The following is a 20,481-nucleotide window of genomic DNA, read 5'->3' on the forward strand; positions in this document are numbered from 1 at the left end:
TCTCATAGAATTCTCGCTCGCATGGGTGACATTTGTAGGGGCGCACAGCTGTGCGCCCCTACAGAACGTGTGTTTTCCTCAATTGAAAACTGCTATCAGAAACACCAAAGCCACCACCACCTGGGGTTTCAATGACAAAAATATCTCCAGGCTGCATCTGCGCGATCGCCGTACTACCTAATTCCTCCACCGTACCATCTTGGCGTTGAATATAATTTCTCCCTACTTTCCCAGGCTTACCACCCTGCAAGCCAAAGGGAGGTACAACCCTACGTCCAGAGAGAATAGCAGCAGTCATTGGTTCGCGAAACTGAAGACAACGAATGACACCATTACCACCGCGATGCAAGCCTTCACCACCACTGTGAGGACGAATGCTAAAACTATCTAACAAGACTGGAAATCGCCATTCTAAGACTTCAGGATCGGTAAGGCGGGAATTTGTCATGTGAGTATGCACCGCATCCGTACCGTCAAAATCTGCACCCGCACCCGAACCACCGCAGATCGTCTCGTAATATTGATGGCGATCGCTACCAAAAGTAAAATTATTCATCGTACTTTGTGCCGCTGCCATCACACCTAAAGCACCATATAAAGCATCGGTAATCGCTTGGGAAGTCTCGACATTTCCCGCCACCACCGCCGCCGGATAGCGAGGATTCAACATACAACCTTCAGGAACGATCGTTTCCAAAGGTTCGAGACACCCAGCATTCAGAGGAATATCGTCATCTACCAAAGTGCGGAAGACATACAGCACCGCAGCTTGGCACACCGCAGCCGGAGCATTAAAATTGGTTTCTAGTTGGGGAGAAGTGCCAGTAAAATCGATTCGAGCGCTACGGGTAGATTTATCGATCGCGATCGCCACTTGAATGACACTACCATTGTCGAGTTGGTAAGCGAACTCTCCACTTTTGAGTCCTTCTATAACTTTTCGCACCGACTCGGCAGCATTATTTTGGACAAAACCCATGTAGGCTTGGACTGTTTCCAGGCTGTAGTGTTCTACCATTTTGTGGAGTTCTTGCACGCCGCGTTCGTTTGCAGCAATTTGGGCTTTGAGATCGGCAAGATTTTGCATCGGGTTGCGGACGGGATACGCGCCATCACACAGGAGTTGCATTAACTCCGGTTCGCGAAACTCTCCTTGAGATACCAGCAGAAAATTATCAATTAATACCCCTTCCTGTTCCACAGTCGTGCTATTGGGTGGCATCGAACCAGGAGTAATCCCGCCAATATCGGCATGGTGTCCCCTGGAAGCGACGTAGAAGATGGGTGTAGGGGCGGGTTTAGCAGATAAATTGTCAGCCTCAACTGTCAATCCTGGTTCAAAACCCGCCCAGACGGGAGTAATTACGGTAATATCGGGCAGGTGAGTCCCACCATTGTAAGGATTATTCGATACGTAAACATCATCAGGTTGCAAGCTACTACCTTTCTGGGCAATCAACGCCGTCACGCTTTCACTCATGGAACCCAAGTGAACTGGGATATGAGGCGCGTTTGCCACCAACTGTCCGCGAGAATCGAAAATGGCGCAGGAAAAATCCAACCTTTCTTTGATATTGACCGAAGAACTCGTATTTTGTAACGTTATACCCATCTGTTCCGCGATCGCCCGAAATAAATTATTGAAAATTTCCAACATGACGGGATCTGGTAGTTGGTAATTGGTAATTGGTAATTGGTAGTTGGTAGTTGCTCCCTTGTCCTCCTTGTCTCCCTTGTCCCAATTTTGAATTTTGAATTTTGAATTTTGAATTTTGTCTCTGACTCCCTGCTCCCTTCTCAACACCAAATGATTTCTCTGTGTCACTTCGGCTTGCCAGCCAGGTTCGACGATATTCGTCCCCGTGGCTTCCGCCACAATCGCCGGACTGAAAATACAATCTCCTGGTTGTAAGTCTTCTCTTCTGTATACAGGTGTGTCGTGCCACGCATCGGCTGTATACATTTGTACTGTCTTCACTGGCACGGGAGGTGCGTCGGTGCGCCGGGTCATAATTGGTTCTGTAGCCACCTCTGTTTTTAAGATCGCCTCCACAGCTACAGCCTCGACAATTAATTGCCGATCGGCAGCAATAAACCCGTACAGTTGACGGTGCGCTACCTCAAACTGCTGTCGCATTCCTGCTATATCTTCATATCGGACTACCAAAGGCGAATCTGTCCCCTCGTAGCGCAAATGTACTCGCCGCATCACCTCAACCCTATTGGTAACGCGGAGATCCCTATCTGTAAGATCTAGTTCTGCTTTTGTTTCTAACTCTAACTGGGTTAAAATCTCCTCTAATTCAGCTACTAACCCTACATCTAAAACCCTCTCCACGGCACGTTCCCGCAACGCCCGTTCGTCTGCTAAACCCATACCGTAAGCCGACAGCACCCCAGCATAGGGATGGATCAAAATCTGCTGCATTCCTAAAGCATCGGCAATTAAACAAGCATGTTGTCCGCCTGCGCCGCCAAAACAGCAGAGAGTGTATTCCGACACGTCATAACCGCGCTGAAGAGAGATTTTCTTAATTGCATTCGCCATTTTTTCCACAGCGATCGCTAAAAATCCCGTTGCGACTCGTTCGGGCGATCGCCCATCCCCAATGTCTGCCGCTAGTTGGCTAAACTTGCGTTGCACGACTTCTGCATCTAAGGGCAAATCTCCACGCGATCCAAATACCTTGGGAAACAAGTCTGGCTGCAACTTGCCTACCATGATGTTGCAGTCCGTTACCGTCAGCGGTCCTCCTTGACGATAACAAGCGGGTCCTGGGGTTGCCCCAGCTGATTCGGGTCCCACACGATAGCGCGCCCCGTCAAATTGGGCGATCGAACCGCCACCCGCCGCCACCGTATGTATTGCCATCATCGGCGTTCGCAGTCGCACTCCTGCCACTTCTGTTTCTAACGCCCGTTCGTATTCGCCTGCGTAGTGGGCAACATCTGTAGAAGTTCCACCCATATCGAAGCTGATAATCTTATTAAACCCTGCCATCAAACTTGTCTGTACTGCCCCGACAATCCCTCCCGCTGGTCCCGAGAGAATGCTATCTTTCCCCTGAAACCTTTGGGCATCTGCTAACCCACCATTGGATTGCATGAACATTAATTTGGGTGAGTCGGTAATTGGTAATTGGTAATTGGTAATTGGTAATTGGTAGTTGGTAGTTGGTTGATAATTGTTTTTTGCTCCCTCAACTCCCTCAGCCTCCTCAGCCTCCTCAGCTCTCTTTCCTCTGCTCCCTCCCAACTGACTCGCCACCCGATCCACGTATCTACGCAAAATGGGAGATAAATAGGCATCAACTACGGTAGTGTCACCTCGACTGACGAGTTTCATCAAGGGGCTGACTTCGTGGGAGACTGAAATCTGAGTGAAACCGATTTTTCGGGCTACGGCTGCAACTTGTTGTTCGTGGTGAGGATAGCGGTAGCCGTGCATGAAGACGATCGCGCAGGAACGAATTCCGGCATCGTAAGCTGCTTGCAGTTCTAAAGTATAGGCTGGATTAACAGAAATGAGTTCTTCGCCTTGGGCGCTGTAGCGTTCTTCTACTTCAACGACTCGTTCGTACAGCATTTCTGGTAAAACGATTTGCCGTGCAAAGATGTTGGGGCGATTTTGATAGCCGATGCGTAAGGCATCTCGAAAGCCTTTTGTCACGACTAAGACAGTGCGATCGCCTTTACGTTCTAACAGTGCATTTGTCGCGACAGTAGTTCCCATCTTCACCACGCCAATTTTTGCTGCTGGTAGGGGTGCGTTGGCAGGAACGCCCAGAATTTCCCGTATACCTTGGATTGCTGCATCGGTATAGCGTTCTGGATTTTCCGACAGGAGTTTGTGAACGATCGTTCGTCCGTCAGGATGCTGCGCCACGATATCGGTAAACGTACCACCGCGATCGATCCAAAATTGCCAACGTCCTATCGCGCGATCGGCTACCGTCATCACTCATTCCTCAATGCAAGGGCTATTTGTAAGTTAGCAGTAGCTAGGGTACAGATGCATGGCGCGATCGCCTTTCTCTTGAAATAAATTTTATGAATTTTCAATCAATGAGTTTTTTACTTAGTACTCTACGATGATTTTTAGCTGTAACTTCTAGCGATCTATTTTCTAACTCTAGACGTTCGGGTAGTAGAAAGACAAAACTAGCAATTGAACTCATAACGATCATTTCACCACCATCTTCTAGACAAGCAAGTAAAAAATGTAATAAATGAATTCTGACCAATCCATGAATAATATCTAAAAGAACTCCAAAAAAAGCAAGACTAAATAACATCACGATGAGAGTTTTAGATATTTTTCTAGACACCCGATTGCTATAATAATAAGAAATTGAAATACAAATAAGAAAAAATATCCCCACAATAGCAGAGACTATTGGTTCTAGTAGGCTAGGCATAGAGCAGCTAAAGTATCCTAAGTGCGTACCTTCTATGCAAATATATTTTGATAACGTTTCATGAGCTTGAAAAGAGTCGTCAATCAATAAGTACAAGAAGAGTAAAGACCAACTCAGGTAGAGAAATGAACGCCATCGTAAGGCTAAGAATGCTAATATAAGAGCAATCCAATATTCTTTTATATATTGAAATATTTCTGCATATCCACGATCTTTCTCGATAGAAAGATCGGGATTTGAAATATCAAAGTAAGCAAAAATTAGATGAATTACAATAAATAATATATCTGTTGCAAATAATAAACAGACTAGCTTTATTGACCAGTGATGAATATTTAATTTCACTAAATTACCTCTGCTTTTTGCTACTTAACGTTAGGGGAAAACCTTGATAAAGTTAATATTTTTAATAGAATTAATAAATTCAAAAACAAGCAGTATATATGCCATAGTAGCCCCAATAAATTTGTGACTGACTGTATTGCTGGCACTGCTTGCTACCTGGCAAAACTAACTAGCTGCTTCAAGTTGTCTTGCTAGCTGCATAGTGTTCTACATCGATAATGATGTACTATTTAATACATAAACTTAATGTAACCTTAAGCTAAACTTAGTAAAAACACAACTATTTTTTAGCTTTTTTAATTTTTTCTTAAATTGTTAGTTAAGCACCAAGCCTGAGCGAATAGAAGCGGCTACGAAATCTAATTTCGCTTGTGCAAACCCTAGAAAATCCAATGTTTTAGAACCTGCGCTCGTTTGGTTTTATCAGCGTAGCTGTGACTTGTAGTTGCCAAATGCGAGGTATAGCTCAAATAATTAATCTAAAAATAGTTGCATTAGAAGCAATAACGTGCATATTCAGCAACTAAATTAAAGTTGCCTGATGCCCTGAATCAATCCCTGACAAACACCCGTGAGAAAATCTAAATTTAAGGTTTCAATGCGATCGCTCGGTTTGTGATAGTGAGGGTTGCGTAACATCGCTGTATCTGTAACCATCATCGCTCGATATCCTCGATCCCAAAAGGGCGCATGATCGCTTAATCGCGTTTGGGGAACAATCCTACCTCGGTTGGGAACTGGTAGCCACTCGCTAGGAACTCCTACTTGGCGTATATTTCGGCTGAGATGAATTAAGTCAGGAACAATCGATAAATTACCGATTAAAGCAATGAAATCACCGCGATTAGGGTAAAAACGCTCTAATGGACTTGGGTATCGTTGCGATCCAGGTGTAGCATCGCTATAACCCAACATTTCAAGGGAAATCATTAGGCGTAGCGGTTGCTGCTGCTGGCGTAATAAATCGGCATATGCAGACGCACCCGAACCTACAGCGATACCGTCTTTTCCGGTAAATCCGTATTCTTCTAAATCAAATGCTACGAGTTGAATGGGATGTTTGGCTGGTTGGGTAGCCAAAGATTTTGCCAATTCTAGTAGTACCGATACACCTGTAGCATTATCGTCTGCCCCAGGCGTACCGGGAACGGTGTCGTAATGCGCGCCAATTAAAATTGGTGGAGATTTTCTCTGACTACTTTGTTGCAAGCCAGGAAGATTGAGAATTAAGTTTTGAAAAGTTTGTCCTCTAATTTGAAATTCATGAATGTCTACCTTGCCCCATTGACTGAGTTCTGCATGAATATATTGGCGGACGAAGAAATGTCCTGCTGTTGATAGGAAAGGATCGCGATCGCGGACTATTTCCGTTAAGTGATTCTGCAAGCGTTGTTTGAGATCCACAGTCTGGTTTAATTTTTTACTTAAATAGTTTTCACCTTCATTGTCGTATAAACCGAATATATCTTGCGATTCTCAAATTTCTTCCGTGCGATAGATCGACTTTTTAGTATATATCAATACCATAAAAGTATTGAAATAAATTATTCAAAGGAGTTTGAGCAGTGAATATTCTAGCTTGGATAGTCTTAGGTTTAATTGCTGGTGCGATCGCCAAAGCTATCTATCCCGGTCGCCAAGGCGGTGGTATCTTAGGTACGCTCTTACTAGGTATTATTGGTGCATTTATAGGTGGTACTTTGGGAACTTTCCTCAGTACGGGAACTTTACAGTTGGCAGCCACAACTTTTAGTATTCCTGGTATAGCTTTAGCAGTTCTTGGTGCAATTATTGCTATATTTATTTGGAATGCAATCAACCGTCGTAGCGCTGTATAAATTGTTAGTAAAAGCGTAGCTAAAGTATAATATCTAGAATAAATCGGGATAGGAAATTAGCTAAACTATCCCGATTTTTTAATTAAATATTCGATATACAGCTCTGAATCCAAGCAGACAAAAATTTCTCTATAACCTCTTGCTCTAGAACCGATCTTTTAATAAGAGTTATGTCAGATTGTCAGTCAAACTTAATCCGAACTCACTTCTCGAATTTGCAAAGCATTACCCATCCACTCAGCACCGTGAAGCTGAAATTTTGCTATTTCTTCTTGAGGTTTTGCAGTCATTTGAACGAAGGCAAATCCTAACCCTTCACCTGTACTCCAGTGAGTCGGATAAAAAATATGTTTGATAGAACCATAATTGCCAAAGAGGTCTAAAATATCTGTTTGTGCTACTTGGTGCGGTAAGTTATTAACGAACAGGGTCATAAAAACACTCCTCTATCGATTCATGGCAATGCCTGGACTCTAGTATTCCCAAAATTTCATCAAAAATTTGGCTTGACAGATCGGCTTCGTTTGGAGATCCTCCAACACCCTTCAGGACTTACGCAGTCGATCCCCCAAACCCCCTTAAAAAGGGGGCTTAAAGTCCCCCCTTTTTAAGGGGGGAACCAGGGGGGATCGAGATCTCAGACTTTCTTGTGCATAACTCCTGACCCTTTTTAGGCAGCTAAGCAAAATTGGGACGTGAGGTGATGTCTAATTTGCGGCTTCTACCTATTGTTGCTGTGACAGTTTTGATTGTTACCGCTTGCGAGTCAGTAGTATTTATTTTTTTTGTATATTTAATAACAATTAACTCAGAATTAATAATTGACAGCACATCTACTACGTTAGATTCATGACTTCTGGCAACGTATTACGGGAAGATAATACAAATTTAGCTTTTTCGTAAAATTTATTAAGATTGCTAAATGAACCTCAAACGCTTATCTCAGTTTGGCTCTCCGATTTTAGGTTTACTCTTATTTGGAGTATCGTTGTGGGCGATCGCAACTCAATTGCGAGAGTTCGACTATCGAGATATTTTTCGCAGCTTGGCAGAAATTCCCAAAAGTTACATAGTCCTTGCACTGATTTGCACTGCGCTGAACTACTTGATGCTGACGGGGTATGATGCTTTAGCAATGCGATACATTCGCCGTTCCATACCTTTTCGGAAAGTGGCACTGACGGCGATTATTAGTCAGGCAATTACCAATACTGCCGGATTAGAACTCTTAACTGGCAGCGCGATCCGCTACCGATTTTATTCGGCTTGGGGGCTATCGACTCTAGAAATTGCGAAAGTGATTACTTTCTGTCACGTTAGCTTTTGGTTGGGTTTTTTTGCGGTAGCTGGCTTGGTGTTGATCGGCGAACCTGTATCTGTCCCCTCTTTACTCCGCATTCCCTCAAACTCTTTATTTCCGCTTGGTACGATATTTTTATTTTTAGTTGCAGGATATTTATTGTGGAATACTTGGAGTCACAAGCCGATGAAACTCGGCAAGTGGGGAATTCCGCGCCTTCCTGGTAAGCTTTCACTATTTCAAACAGCGATCGCGATCCTCGACTGGGCAATTGCAGGGGGCGTTCTTTACGTTTTGCTATTAGCTAACGCTCCCCTATCGTATCCAAGTTTTTTCGGGATCTACATCTTAGGACAGTTGGCAGGAGTTATTAGCAATGTCCCGGGTGGATTAGGCGTGTTTGAAACGGTACTCTTGCTGTCGCTATCAGCGCAAATTCCATCAGCCGAACTATTTGGGGCGTTATTAGCATATCGAGGTATTTACTACTTTTTACCTTTGATTGTGGCGATCGTACTGCTGGGGATTTATGAACTGCGGCAACGATTCGAGAAAACAGAGTTTTCTTCGCGCAATCGTACCTAAACTTTCTGAACTCATTTTAAAATACAAGCACAGCCACAGATATTGTTGTATTCGCTGTCTGAGTCAGTGCAAATTATGCTTGAGCTAAGAAGTTTTGAGTGTGGGGTAGGCTGCTACCAACTTCGTAACTATGAACTATGAGTAAACAAGAATCTGGAGCGATCGCGCGGGAAATTCAAACCCAAATTTTAGTATTGGGTGGACTCGCCGCCCTGATGTGGATTACCGAATTTATAGATATCTTCTTTTTTAGAGGTAGATTAGACGCTTTTGGTATTCGTCCCCACAGTTTTATCGGCTTGCGGGGCATTTTCTTAGCCCCTTTTTTACACGGTGGATTGGGGCATTTGATTGCGAATACAATTCCCTTTCTAACTCTAGGCTGGTTAGTGATGTTGCGGGAAACCAGCGATTTTTTTGTCGTCAGCATCATTACCATGTTCGTCAGCGGATTGGGTGTATGGCTGACTGGTTCGCCTTATTCAATTCACGTTGGCGCGAGTGGAGTTATTTTTGGTTATTTTGGGTTTTTACTCCTACGAGGCTATTTTGAACGGAGTTTTGCAGCGATCTTATTTTCTCTTGTTGTGGGCTTCCTTTACGGCGGGATGATTTGGGGAGTCTTACCGATACAGTACGGTATTTCCTGGCAAGGGCATTTATTTGGATTTATTGGGGGTGCGATCGCGGCTCGTTTACTAGCTAAACCAAAAAAGAGATATTAATAGTAGGGGCGCACAGCCGTGCGCCCTCAAGAGATCTAAAATTTTTGCTATCTTTAGACTCTATAGTAAAGGTGTATGCTTCGCCATTTTCCCAAGATATAATGCTGCGTTGATATGGCTCAATTAATTCTTCTTCCTTTGTAGGTGGTTCCCACAACATACCATCATTGAAACCCTGATATTGAGTAGCAGAAAATGTGTGTGGAATATCTTCTAGAGAAACACATCTGAGCCTACATCTTTGTGTTTCAATAATGTAGCTTTGAGAAATTTTCATTCTATTGCTAATTGCGATCGCCCATACTTTCAGGTACACCAACAGACGGAACCAACTCCGCATCGCCTGAATTTTCTGATTCGGGAATTGGTTGTTCGCTTGGTTCTGTAATCTCCGGTAAAGCAGGTGACACGCTAGGAGATGGCATGACTTGAGGACGGCGAAAACGATTGAAATATCCCTCAAATTTTTTACCAATTGGAATTTGTGTATTTGGTGTTTCTGGTGTTGTTGGTTCTGGTGTAATTGGTATTGGTTCTACTGGTTTTGTGATTTCTGGTGCAGTTTCTTGAGTAGTTGTTTCCTCTTCAGGAGGATTTAATTTTTGTGTGGGAGATTCTTCGACTTTGGGTAAAGTAGGCGATGGTGTAGCAGTTGGTGGACGACGAAAACGATTGAAATAACCACCAAAACGTTGAGAGTCGGGAGTCGGTAGGGGCGCACTGCTGTGCGCCCGTACTGGGGAGTCGGGAGTCGCTGGAGTCGGTGCGACTGGTGGCGTAATTTCTACTGCTGGTACTTCTGGGGCAATTTCTGGTAATGGTTCCGTTGCTTCAGGAGTCGTTAATTCTGGTGCAGGTGCTTCTACTTCTGGTGTTGGAGATGGTGCGACAACTGGAGAACGGCGGAAGCGGTTGAAAAATCCTTTCGGTTGTTCTTCCTCTAGTTTTTTTGGTGCTGCTTCGGGTTTCTCTTCTGGTTCTACAGCAGGTTCTACTTCCGGCGAAATTTCTGGCTGTGGTTCTACAGCAGGTGGAGTTAACTCCGGTGCAGGAGATTCTTTGACTTCCGGTACAGTTGGGGATGGTGTAGCAGCAGGACGGCGGAAGCGATTGAAAAATCCCTTTGGTTCTTCTGCCTTGGCTGGAGGTATCGGGGTTGGTTCTTTAGTTTCAGTTTCTGGAGTTTCAATCTTTGTTTCGGCAGGCTTTTCTTTCGTTTCGGTTGGTATTTCTTCTTCTGGTTGCGGTGGAGTAGTCTCTTCTATCGCTGGTGGTAAGGGTGCAGGCGCTGCTTCTACTTCACCCTTATAGTCAGGATCGACAATACCACGGGCGGCGGCGGCAGATAATTCGCCCCTTACCAACTTCGAGAGAGTATCTTTACCTTGCGGATCGTAAGAAATGACGCGGACGGTGTTATTAAAAACATTTTTGACTGGGTTGCCTTGTTCGTCGAGAAATTCGAGTTGTACCCAGTTCTTACCCTTGTTAAAACCCGAAAGATAAATCGGTTCCCAGCGATCGATGATAAAACTCTTGCCGTTAATCGTACAACGGATACGCCAGTCGGGAACTTCGTCTTGAGGATCGGCTTGGGCAGCGAGGTGTAGAGGGGCATTGGTAAGGTAAAAGTCGAGTAGGATTGGTTCTGCCCCGTAGCTACCTTTAGGACGACTGTAGGTTAATAATGGCTGGCTAGAGTTAGGGTTGTTATCGTCGGTTTTGGTAAAAACGTGAAATGTAGTTTGGGCGTATGCACCCTCGTTCTTAAAACTTTCGTGCCAAGGGCGAGAAGCGAAGACGCGCAGGGTGTGAGTCCCTGGGGATAGGTTGGATAGAACAAAAGGTTTTTGCACGTCGTAGACGGCTTCGTAGGGCTGGTTATCGAGAATAACGTGAAGATGGGGTCCTAAGCCTAAATCTGAATTTTGAAAAATGGGTAGGTCTTGAACTTGAAAGCGGGCTGATACCGTATCGTCTTGCAGCACCTCATCGGGCTGGGGAGACAAGATTTTCACTTGCGGCTGGCGAACTTCCAAGGCTTGACGCAGTTGCAGAATAGCTTCCGGCGGGGCGACTTCGGTAATGTTACCTGCAAGTTGGACGGGGCTACGGGCGTTTGGGGGAGTAGCGGCACGTAAAGTATCCGAACTGCCACAACTTACCAAACCTAAGCTCAAACATGCTGCGACTAGAACTGCGATCGCAGCCTTAGCCATTTTTCGTAGTTTTGCGATCGCCACCACCCCGAATGCTCCTCATACTCGAAATTTACTATCACCCTCAATCTAAATTTTAAGGGTTTGGGGTCGATCGCCTGAAATGATTTACAGATTGTGCCAGATGACCGAGAAGGAGTCAGGAGCCAGAAGTCGTAGGGGCGGGTTCACCAGATCTCTCTGACTCCGACAAGTATTTCGGGTGAACCCGCCCGTACAGGAGTTGCTGAGTCAGAAATCAGAATTTCTTATTGTTTCCTTATCATGGCTAATTTTTAGCGATCCGAGGGTATTAACGGTCACATGTGACTTATACATTCTTTACAACTATAGTTACTCAGAAACTTCTGTCTCAAGATATAACTCCTAGCTCCTGACTCCTGACTTCCGGCTCCTTTCTTCATAAGTGTTGCAAATTATTTAGCTTTGTAAATTATATAAATAACCCCTTGACTTTTTTCACAGTCGTGGAAAGTTAGACACCTGAACCTGCTTAATGTTGAGCAATTTTGAATTATTGTTAACAAACGCCTAAGATGAAGACAACCGAGATTTTATAATTCATCAGAAAGCAGTTTCACGATCGGTCTTCTTGTCTACCTGATGGATGTCATAAAGCAGACAAAATGGTTGGCTTCTTCAAAGAAAATCGATTTGTGAATTAAACCACTCCTGTTTCCTTGTCAAGAGAGGAGAGTCTAAATGACGATCAGTCCTCCGGAGCGAGAGGAAAAGAAAGCAAGAGTTGTCGTCGATAACGATCCGGTTCCAACTTCATTTGAGTTGTGGTCAAAACCAGGACACTTCGATCGCACCTTGTCTAGAGGTCCCAAAACCACAACCTGGATTTGGAACCTGCACGCCCTCGCACACGATTTCGATACGCATACCAGCGACCTAGAAGATATTTCCCGTAAAATCTTCGCCGCTCACTTCGGTCACTTAGCGGTGATCTTCATCTGGTTGAGCGGGATGTATTTTCATGGCGCTCGTTTTTCAAACTATGAAGCTTGGCTAGCCGATCCGCTGGGCGTGAAGCCTAGCGCTCAGGTCGTCTGGTCTGTTGTTGGTCAAGACATTTTAAATGCTGATGTCGGTGGTGGCTTCCACGGCATTCAGATTACATCTGGGTTTTTCCAAATTTGGCGTGGTGCTGGCATCACGAACACGTTCCAACTCTATTGCACTGCCATTGGCGGTTTAGTCATGGCGGCGCTAATGCTGTTTGCTGGTTGGTTCCACTACCACAAACGCGCTCCTAAGTTGGAATGGTTCCAGAATGTCGAGTCAATGCTGAACCACCACCTAGCAGGATTGTTAGGTCTAGGTAGCTTGGCATGGGCGGGACACCAGATCCACGTATCTTTGCCAATTAACAAGCTGTTGGATGCTGGGGTAGCGCCAAAGGATATTCCTTTACCGCAAGAATTTATCCTCAACTCCAATTTGATGACTGAGTTGTATCCCAGTTTTGCTCAAGGCTTAACGCCCTTCTGGACGTTGAACTGGGGTGCGTATGCTGACTTCCTCACCTTCAAGGGCGGGCTTAATCCCGTTACTGGTGGACTGTGGTTGACAGACCAAGCGCATCACCACTTGGCGATCGCCGTATTGTTCATCATTGCCGGACACATGTACCGGACGAACTGGGGCATCGGTCACAGCTTGAAGGAAATTCTGGAAAATCACAAAGGACCCTTCACCGGAGACGGTCATAGAGGTCTGTTTGAAAACATGACCACTTCCTGGCACGCTCAGTTGGGAACCAACTTAGCCATGCTGGGTTCGCTGACGATTATCGTGGCGCATCACATGTACGCGATGCCTCCGTATCCGTACTTGGCAACCGACTACGCCACCCAGCTGTCCATTTTCACGCACCACATGTGGATTGGCGCTTTCTGTATCGTCGGTGGTGCGGCTCACGCCACCATTTTCATGGTGCGGGATTACGATCCAGCCACGAACATGAACAACGTTCTGGATCGAGTCCTTCGTCACCGCGACGCTATCATTTCTCACCTCAACTGGGTGTGCATGTTCTTGGGCTTCCATAGCTTCGGCTTGTACATCCATAACGACACGATGCAAGCGCTCGGTCGTCCCCAGGATATGTTCTCGGATACGGCGATTCAACTTCAGCCCGTATTCGCGCAGTGGGTACAAAACCTACACACCTTGGCTCCTGGTTCTACCGCTCCTAACGCCCTCGAACCCGTCAGCTATGCTTTCGGTGGCGGCGTGCTGGCTGTAGGTGGAAAAGTCGCCATGATGCCGATCGCGTTGGGTACGGCGGATTTCATGATCCACCACATCCACGCTTTCCAAATCCACGTTACTGTACTAATCCTGCTTAAGGGCTTCTTGTTTGCCCGTAACTCTCGCTTGATCCCAGACAAAGCTAACTTGGGCTTCCGCTTCCCTTGCGACGGTCCAGGACGCGGTGGTACTTGCCAAGTTTCTGGTTGGGATCACGTATTCTTAGGGTTGTTCTGGATGTTCAACACGATTTCGATCGCCGTCTACCACTTCAGCTGGAAGATGCAATCGGATGTGTGGGGCACGGTAGACCCAGACGGTACGATCAATCACATTACGGCAGGCAACTGGGCGTTGAGCGCCACTACCATCAACGGTTGGTTGCGTGACTTCCAGTGGGCGCAAGCCGCTCAGGTAATTCAGTCCTACGGTTCGGCACTGTCCGCTTACGGACTGCTGTTCTTAGGCGCTCACTTTGTCTGGGCATTTAGCTTAATGTTCTTGTTCAGCGGTCGCGGCTACTGGCAAGAACTGATCGAATCGATCGTTTGGGCGCACAACAAGTTAAAAGTTGCTCCCACCGTACAGCCTCGCGCTTTGAGCATCATTCAAGGTCGAGCTGTGGGAGTAGCCCACTACCTCTTGGGTGCGATCGTCACGATCTGGGCGTTCTTCGAGGCGCGAATACTTTCAGTAGGTTAGCATTCAGTCATCAGCAATTCTTATGGATTGCTGATGGCAATAGGTCAGAGGATTCACGTAACCTATGGCAACAAAATTCCCTAAATTTAGCCAAGACCTAGCCCAGGACCCGACAACGCGTCGGATTTGGTACGGCATCGCAACCGCTCACGACTTTGAAAGCCACGACGGGATGACTGAAGAGAATCTGTATCAGAAACTCTTCGCCACTCACTTCGGTCACTTGGCAATCATCTTCCTGTGGGCATCTAGCCTGCTGTTCCACGTCGCTTGGCAAGGCAACTTCGAGCAGTGGATTAAAGACCCACTACACGTCCGTCCCATTGCCCATGCAATTTGGGACCCGCAATTCGGCAAAGCCGCAGTTGATGCTTTCACCCAAGGTGGTGCAAGCTATCCCGTTAACATTGCTTACTCTGGTGTTTACCACTGGTGGTACACCATTGGGATGCGGACAAATAACGACCTCTACATGGGTTCTGTCTTCCTGCTGCTGCTAGCGTCTCTCTTCCTGTTCGCTGGCTGGCTGCACCTGCAACCCAAGTTCCGCCCCAGTCTTTCCTGGTTCAAGAGCGCCGAGCCACGCCTCAACCACCACTTAGCTGGTCTGTTTGGCGTTAGCTCCTTAGCTTGGACTGGACACCTAGTTCACGTTGCGATCCCCGAATCTCGCGGACAGCACGTTGGTTGGAGTAACTTCCTCACCACCCCACCTCATCCAGATGGGCTACAACCCTTCTTCTCTGGTAACTGGGGCGCGTATGCTGCTAACCCTGACACTGCCAATCACGTATTTGGCACGAGTCAAGGCGCAGGAACCGCAATTCTAACTTTCTTAGGTGGTTTCCATCCCCAAACCCAGTCCTTGTGGCTGACGGACATGGCACACCACCACCTGGCGATCGCTGTATTATTCATCGTCGCCGGACACATGTACCGTACCAACTTCGGTATCGGTCACAGCATCAAAGAAATGCTCAACGCCAAGAAATTCTTCGGCGCTAGCACTGAAGGTCAGTTCAACCTGCCTCACCAAGGCTTGTACGACACGATCAACAACTCCCTGCACTTCCAGCTGTCTTTGGCACTGGCTGCACTGGGAACGATTACATCCTTGGTCGCGCAGCACATGTACGCGATGCCTCCCTATGCATTCATCGGGCAGGACTTCACGACACAAGCAGCGCTGTATACCCATCACCAGTACATTGCTTGTGCGTTGATGTTGGGTGCGTTTGCCCACGCTGCAATCTTCTGGGTACGCGACTACGACCCAGAGCAAAACAAAGGCAACGTTCTCGATCGCGTCTTGAAGCACAAAGAAGCGATTATCTCCCACTTGTCTTGGGTGTCTCTCTTCTTGGGCTTCCACACCTTGGGTCTATACGTCCACAACGACGTTGTAGTAGCCTTCGGTACTCCTGAAAAGCAAATCCTGATCGAACCAGTTTTCGCGCAGTTCATTCAGGGCGCTCACGGTAAAGTACTGTACGGCTTCGATACCCTGCTATCGAATCCCGATAGCGTTGCTTCCACCGCTGGCGCTGCATGGCTGCCTAACTGGTTGGATGCAATCAATAACGGCACGAACTCTCTATTCTTGACCATCGGTCCTGGCGACTTCTTGGTACACCACGCTTTTGCTTTGGCGATCCACACAACCGTGTTGGTACTGGTTAAAGGCGCGTTGGATGCCCGTGGTTCCAAACTGATGCCCGATAAGAAAGACTTCGGTTATGCCTTCCCTTGCGACGGTCCTGGTCGTGGCGGTACTTGCGACATCTCCGCTTGGGACTCCTTCTACCTGGCTGCTTTCTGGGTACTAAACACTGCTGGTTGGGTTACGTTCTACTGGCACTGGAAGCACTTAGGTATTTGGCAAGGCAACGTAGCTCAATTTAACGAGTCTTCGACATACTTGATGGGCTGGCTGCGCGATTACCTGTGGCTGTATTCAGCTCAGCTAATCAACGGCTATAACCCATATGGCATGAACAACCTGTCTGTCTGGGCTTGGATGTTCCTCCTCGGACACTTGATCTGGGCAACTGGTTTCATGTTCCTGATCTCTTGGCGCGGTTACTGGCAAGAATTGATCGAAACTTTGGTCTGGGCGCACGAGCGGACTCCTCTAGCGAACCTGATTCGCTGGAAAGACAAGCCCGTTGCTCTATCCATCGTTCAAGCTCGGATTGTTGGCTTGGGTCACTTCGCTGCTGGATACATCCTCACGTATGCTGCGTTCCTCATTGCCTCCACGGCTGGTAAGTTTGGCTAATGCCTCTACCTAGTTGTGTAGTTAAATGAGAAAATCCCTCACCTACGGGTGGGGGATTTTTAATTTTTGATGATTGGACTTTTAGTAGATGTTTTTGATGTGGTTAAAAGATAAATTTTGGATCGTGGTTGAAGAAGTCAAGAAAAGATTTTGTGTCGCGCATCAGCCGTAGGTGAAGCGTAGCGTTAGACGCAAAGGCGCGAAGAGAAGCGCAATACTGAAGAGCGCAAAAGTATTAAGTCTGTAGGAGTGGCTTTAGCAAAAATATTTGTTTCTACACCAGGAACTTAATTAACCCGCCCCCACCCAATGATTCACCCATAAGAATCGATATAGGAAAGAAACATGAGTCGCAAGAAGCAAACCCGAAAATCGATTAATGTAGATGGTAATCGTCCCGTCGATCCTAGCGATCTAGAAGTCAAAGAGACGGTAAATATTGACGGTCAACGCCCGATTGTTGCCGATCGCAATGAAGTGCGCGATACCCTGAATGTGGATGGTCAGCGTCCCATTACTGCTAGTAATCTGCAAACTCAAGAGACATTGAATGTAGACGGCAGCCGTCCAGTCGATCCCAGCAATCTAGACATTAAAGAGACAGTAAATATTGACGGTCAACGCCCTATCGCTGCGAATGATTTTAAAGTTGACAAGACGTTGAATGTGGATGGTCAGCGTCCAATCTCTTCAAATGACAAGGCACAACCTGAGATGCCTTCAGACTTTGTAGATTAATTCGCGAGATAGACAAATTAGTAAGGGCGCACAGAGGTACGCCCATAAAAACATATAGCAATTGACAGAGAAGGCGATCGAATTGAAAATTGTGTCACATTTATGTCACATTAGCCTTCTATTCTATCTTTCAGTAGACCAAACAGTCTGCTTCCTCATGCAAAGATTCAAACCCTCCTCAAGCCACAGTAGGAGGGTATTTTTTTGTCAGTGACCAGTGACCAGTGACCAGTGACCAGTTATCAGTTTTATTTCTTTTCTTCTTGTACTAAGCGGAATTTTGTGCTTGTAGTTCTTGAAACTGCGCTCGAATCGTCTCGATTCTTTTGCGATTTACGCCCAGATCGGATTTCCCCAATCGAGAAGCCGAACGGACGTGGAAGACTTGTGCGTCGCGATCTAAATAAAACTCGACATCATCGACAAAACCCATCATCGCACTCGTGAATTCAGCATAGATATAGCTGTCAGTTTCCGTCACAATATTTGTTTTCGGTAAACTGGAGATAACTTGTTTGAGTTGGGTCAACGCCACCTCGGGAGCAGATGTATAGTTTAGCGGCTCCACTTTATGGCTAGCATCTGTACTTTGACTAGAGACGCAGTTAGGCGTATTCGGACATGGGGCTAGCTTACCATCGCGCACGCCCAAGTTATTTGGTCTATTTCCTGTAAATATACCCACGCTCTTTATCGGCGAGACATCTATACTATGAATTTTAATATTGTATTGCTCATGTTAGTTGCGATCGCAGGCAATTAACATTTTCTCACGATAGTTACGTTGTGACGCGGCTCCAAACTGGAAACGATGAAACTCAGTAAGATCTATCTTGTTACAGTTCTTTGTGACAAAGGCGATCGATGTAAAAAGATTTTAATATTCTCTTGGTTTTTCGAGATTTTGTTGTATAAAGAAGTTTAAATTTTCCCAAAAACTTTAATTAACCTCAAGCACTCGCGCTACGATTAATTTTAGTAAATTATAAGTATATACACCAGCACTAAAGCATAAAAGGTTCAGGAAAAGATTTTAGAGACAATCTCGTCTAAACTAGAAAAGTTGAGTCAAGTTTGGACTGCGATCGCCAACGATCGCGCCAGAATGAAAATGTAAATAAATCATTTTCAGGAAAAGAGAAGGAGTCAATTATGAGTGCATCGGCAGAGGACGAGATTAAATATATGGATGGAGAACCTCCAAAAAATGAACCGATTTCAACTGGAGCAAATGGTTCTCAATATTCTCAAGTAGAAAATTTGAGTAGTGGAAGTTTAGATAAAATCCGAGAGATTCTCTTCGGGACGCAAGTTCGAGAAAATAATAAAAGATTTAACCGGATTGAAGAACGACTGCTGAAAGAGTTTACAGAACTGCGGGAAGATACAAGAAAGCGCATGGATGGCTTGGAAGCCTACATCAGACAAGAGATTGAATCTCTCACAGAAGTCGTTAAAAAACAGCAAGTCAGTCGAGATGAAACTTTAAAAGAACTGACCCAAGAACATAAAAACCAAGTTGAAAATCTAGAGAGAAAGCTTTTTGATTTGGACGAGCAAACAAATAAAATTGCCCGAGATTTACGCCAGCAGATTTTAGACCAATCTAAAAATATGAACGAGGATATAGGCAAGAAATATGCGGAAATTCTAGCAACAGTTGAGCGAGAAACTCAGGAAATTCGGAGCGACAAAGCTAATCGAATTACATTATCGGCTTTGTTTGCAGAACTAGCAATGCGCCTGAGAAGCGAAACCTAATATTGCAGTGAAGCCTAATATTAAAAAACAAAAACTAAGCGCACCTGCCAAGTCGTATCTTGCCGCAGAATCTGAATTTGGTCGATGAATTCGCGAAAGTAGAAGCGACGCTCCGATTCAGATAAATCGAACCAAAATTGAGGAATGGATACAGCCTGAGCTACGGAACGTAAATTAACTGGTGGTAAAGTCGCAAATTTAGCTTGTAACTGGGAAATTTCCGCGCGCAGTTTGTAGGCGCGTAAACTAGCAGTCTCTTCATCCAAAATACCTGTACTAGTAAGCTGAGAAAGTTGAGCTAGGATCTCTTCCCGATTGGCGATCGCGTTGAGTAAAGACTGCTTTGCTGCATCCAATTGAGGAAAATTCATTTGAGCCACTGCATTAGGTAAATCGCGGCAAATAGCAGCAATTGTTTGTTCTAATACCTGTTCGTAGGCAATAGCACCACATTTAGGGCGATGAGGACATTGTAAGGCGCGCAAGTAGAGATATTCTCGCTTTTGACGACGAGCAGTAACGCTCACAACCGTCATTGGCGCTTGGCACTCGCTACAATTCGCTAATCCGACGAGGGAACGAGGAGCGCTAGCAGTTCTCGGCGGGAGCTGGCGGTTACGCCGCAACAGCCGATCGATCTGAGCCGCCTCTTCCCGAGAAATAATTGGTGCGTGAGTATTGGCGATCGTCTCACCGTTTTGATAAGCCGTATCGCCTCGATAAACAGGATTCGTCAGCCAACGTCGTCCTGTAGTCACGGAAATCTTTTTGCCATATTTTTGTGCTAAATGCCGTACTGCTCCGCGCAAAGAACCGAACAGGAGAAAGTTTTCAAAAAAATCTTTCACAACTGGAGCAGTCGTGCGGTCGATCGCGTATTTTTCTTTACCACGCCGATAACCATAGGGAGCTTTACCAGGAGGAGGCAAGGCATTGAGACGAGTGCGAGCGTGTCCTTGACGCAGACGACGGCTGCGCTGCTGTTGTCCTATGGTGTGTAGAAGTTGAATTAAATCTGTCTGTAGCGTTAATTCACTCCCCAAATCGGTTGCTAAAGACGATTCACCGATCGCTACCTTTACACCCAGAGCCTGTAATTGAACCAAGCGATCGCCAATTTCTGCCATACTATCGCCTAGATCGTCCAAGCGACGAATATACAAACAGTTTGGTGGTGCTGTCTGACAGTCACTCAACAACTGCTGCAACTGCGATCGCTGCCCTAAGTCTTGATAAACTCGATCCATACCCTGCCACTGACCGAGATCGGGTGTCGGATCGAGGAGAGGATCGGTATAGCAGTAAGCAAAGAT

General features: G+C 45.9%; 15 protein-coding genes. 7 read left to right on the forward strand and 8 right to left on the reverse strand.

The genetic code is table 11. The features are described 5' to 3' along the window. Positions 1–58: 58 nt before the first annotated feature. From C7Y66_RS14970 to C7Y66_RS14980, 3 genes are all read right to left on the reverse strand, one after another. The gene (locus tag C7Y66_RS14970; RefSeq protein WP_106546207.1) at positions 59–3,958 is read right to left on the reverse strand and encodes a hydantoinase B/oxoprolinase family protein; all 3,900 of its coding nucleotides are present in this window, start codon (positions 3,956–3,958) and stop codon (positions 59–61) included. Between the two features lie 100 nt (positions 3,959–4,058). Next, on the reverse strand, positions 4,059–4,763 hold the full coding sequence (locus C7Y66_RS14975; RefSeq protein ID WP_106546208.1) for a hypothetical protein: 705 nt from the start codon (positions 4,761–4,763) through the stop codon (positions 4,059–4,061). A 528-nt stretch (positions 4,764–5,291) separates the two neighbouring features. Beyond that, on the reverse strand, positions 5,292–6,167 hold the full coding sequence (locus C7Y66_RS14980; protein WP_106546209.1) for a M28 family peptidase: 876 nt from the start codon (positions 6,165–6,167) through the stop codon (positions 5,292–5,294). A gap of 161 nt (positions 6,168–6,328) precedes the next feature. On the opposite strand from C7Y66_RS14980, the gene C7Y66_RS14985 reads away from it, so the two are divergent. After that, positions 6,329–6,601: a GlsB/YeaQ/YmgE family stress response membrane protein gene (locus C7Y66_RS14985; protein WP_106546210.1), complete on the forward strand. Its 273-nt coding sequence runs from the start codon at positions 6,329–6,331 to the stop codon at positions 6,599–6,601. A 191-nt stretch (positions 6,602–6,792) separates the two neighbouring features. Here the strand turns inward: C7Y66_RS14985 and C7Y66_RS14990 are convergent, their stop codons facing one another. Continuing rightward, a complete protein-coding gene (locus C7Y66_RS14990; RefSeq protein ID WP_015156936.1) occupies positions 6,793–7,035 on the reverse strand; it encodes an RNA-binding protein in 243 nt (80 codons plus the stop codon). Between the two features lie 488 nt (positions 7,036–7,523). Between C7Y66_RS14990 and C7Y66_RS14995 the strand changes: the two genes are divergently transcribed. Both C7Y66_RS14995 and C7Y66_RS15000 read left to right on the forward strand, forming a co-directional pair. Beyond that, a complete protein-coding gene (locus C7Y66_RS14995) occupies positions 7,524–8,486 on the forward strand; it encodes a lysylphosphatidylglycerol synthase domain-containing protein (RefSeq protein WP_106546211.1) in 963 nt (320 codons plus the stop codon). A gap of 137 nt (positions 8,487–8,623) precedes the next feature. After that, on the forward strand, positions 8,624–9,211 hold the full coding sequence (locus C7Y66_RS15000; RefSeq protein ID WP_015156938.1) for a rhomboid family intramembrane serine protease: 588 nt from the start codon (positions 8,624–8,626) through the stop codon (positions 9,209–9,211). On the opposite strand, the gene C7Y66_RS15005 is transcribed toward C7Y66_RS15000, so the two are convergent. After that, positions 9,189–9,488, reverse strand: coding sequence for a hypothetical protein (locus C7Y66_RS15005; protein WP_106546212.1), 300 nt, complete (start codon positions 9,486–9,488; stop codon positions 9,189–9,191). The two genes, C7Y66_RS15000 and C7Y66_RS15005, sit on opposite strands and share 23 nt — an antisense overlap. 7 nt (positions 9,489–9,495) lie before the next feature. Beyond that, on the reverse strand, positions 9,496–11,457 hold the full coding sequence (locus C7Y66_RS15010; protein WP_106546213.1) for a hypothetical protein: 1,962 nt from the start codon (positions 11,455–11,457) through the stop codon (positions 9,496–9,498). A gap of 675 nt (positions 11,458–12,132) precedes the next feature. Between C7Y66_RS15010 and psaA the strand changes: the two genes are divergently transcribed. The 3 genes from psaA (at position 12,133) to C7Y66_RS15025 (ending at position 17,407) form a co-directional block, all read left to right on the forward strand. Continuing rightward, a complete protein-coding gene (gene psaA / locus C7Y66_RS15015) occupies positions 12,133–14,391 on the forward strand; it encodes a photosystem I core protein PsaA (RefSeq protein WP_015156941.1) in 2,259 nt (752 codons plus the stop codon). A 64-nt stretch (positions 14,392–14,455) separates the two neighbouring features. Then, complete coding sequence (gene psaB, locus C7Y66_RS15020) at positions 14,456–16,669, forward strand: photosystem I core protein PsaB (RefSeq protein WP_015156942.1); 2,214 nt, start codon at positions 14,456–14,458, stop codon at positions 16,667–16,669. Positions 16,670–17,014: 345 nt separating this feature from the next. Beyond that, the gene (locus tag C7Y66_RS15025) at positions 17,015–17,407 is read left to right on the forward strand and encodes a hypothetical protein (RefSeq protein WP_106546214.1); all 393 of its coding nucleotides are present in this window, start codon (positions 17,015–17,017) and stop codon (positions 17,405–17,407) included. 268 nt (positions 17,408–17,675) lie between these two features. Here C7Y66_RS15025 and C7Y66_RS15030 read toward each other — a convergent pair whose 3' ends face one another. Continuing rightward, entirely contained in the window at positions 17,676–18,092 is a 417-nt protein-coding gene (locus C7Y66_RS15030; protein WP_106546215.1) for a DUF1499 domain-containing protein, read from the reverse strand. Between the two features lie 467 nt (positions 18,093–18,559). Here C7Y66_RS15030 and C7Y66_RS15035 point away from each other — a divergent pair, with 467 nt between their 5' ends. After that, positions 18,560–19,168 (forward strand): hypothetical protein, encoded by a 609-nt coding sequence (locus tag C7Y66_RS15035; RefSeq protein ID WP_106546216.1) that lies wholly within the window; start codon positions 18,560–18,562, stop codon positions 19,166–19,168. Positions 19,169–19,188: 20 nt separating this feature from the next. Here C7Y66_RS15035 and C7Y66_RS15040 read toward each other — a convergent pair. Beyond that, positions 19,189–20,481, reverse strand: a 1,293-nt coding sequence (locus C7Y66_RS15040) for a recombinase family protein (RefSeq protein WP_233222685.1), incomplete at its 5' end; no start/stop codon positions are given.

This window comes from Chroococcidiopsis sp. CCALA 051, from assembly GCF_003015105.1.
Classification (GTDB): domain Bacteria; phylum Cyanobacteriota; class Cyanobacteriia; order Cyanobacteriales; family Chroococcidiopsidaceae; genus Chroococcidiopsis; species Chroococcidiopsis thermalis.

What these genes read in the sequence shown, in the direction of transcription:
- psaB (WP_015156942.1), top strand. Translation starts at nt 14,456, where the DNA reads ATGGCAACAAAATTCCCTAAATTTAGCCAAGACCTAGCCCAGGACCCG.
- C7Y66_RS14970 (WP_106546207.1), bottom strand. Translation starts at nt 3,958, where the DNA reads ATGACGGTAGCCGATCGCGCGATAGGACGTTGGCAATTTTGGATCGAT.
- C7Y66_RS15025 (WP_106546214.1), top strand. Translation starts at nt 17,015, where the DNA reads ATGAGTCGCAAGAAGCAAACCCGAAAATCGATTAATGTAGATGGTAAT.
- C7Y66_RS15035 (WP_106546216.1), top strand. Translation starts at nt 18,560, where the DNA reads ATGAGTGCATCGGCAGAGGACGAGATTAAATATATGGATGGAGAACCT.
- psaA (WP_015156941.1), top strand. Translation starts at nt 12,133, where the DNA reads ATGACGATCAGTCCTCCGGAGCGAGAGGAAAAGAAAGCAAGAGTTGTC.
- C7Y66_RS14995 (WP_106546211.1), top strand. Translation starts at nt 7,524, where the DNA reads ATGAACCTCAAACGCTTATCTCAGTTTGGCTCTCCGATTTTAGGTTTA.
- C7Y66_RS15000 (WP_015156938.1), top strand. Translation starts at nt 8,624, where the DNA reads ATGAGTAAACAAGAATCTGGAGCGATCGCGCGGGAAATTCAAACCCAA.
- C7Y66_RS14990 (WP_015156936.1), bottom strand. Translation starts at nt 7,035, where the DNA reads ATGACCCTGTTCGTTAATAACTTACCGCACCAAGTAGCACAAACAGAT.
- C7Y66_RS15005 (WP_106546212.1), bottom strand. Translation starts at nt 9,488, where the DNA reads ATGAAAATTTCTCAAAGCTACATTATTGAAACACAAAGATGTAGGCTC.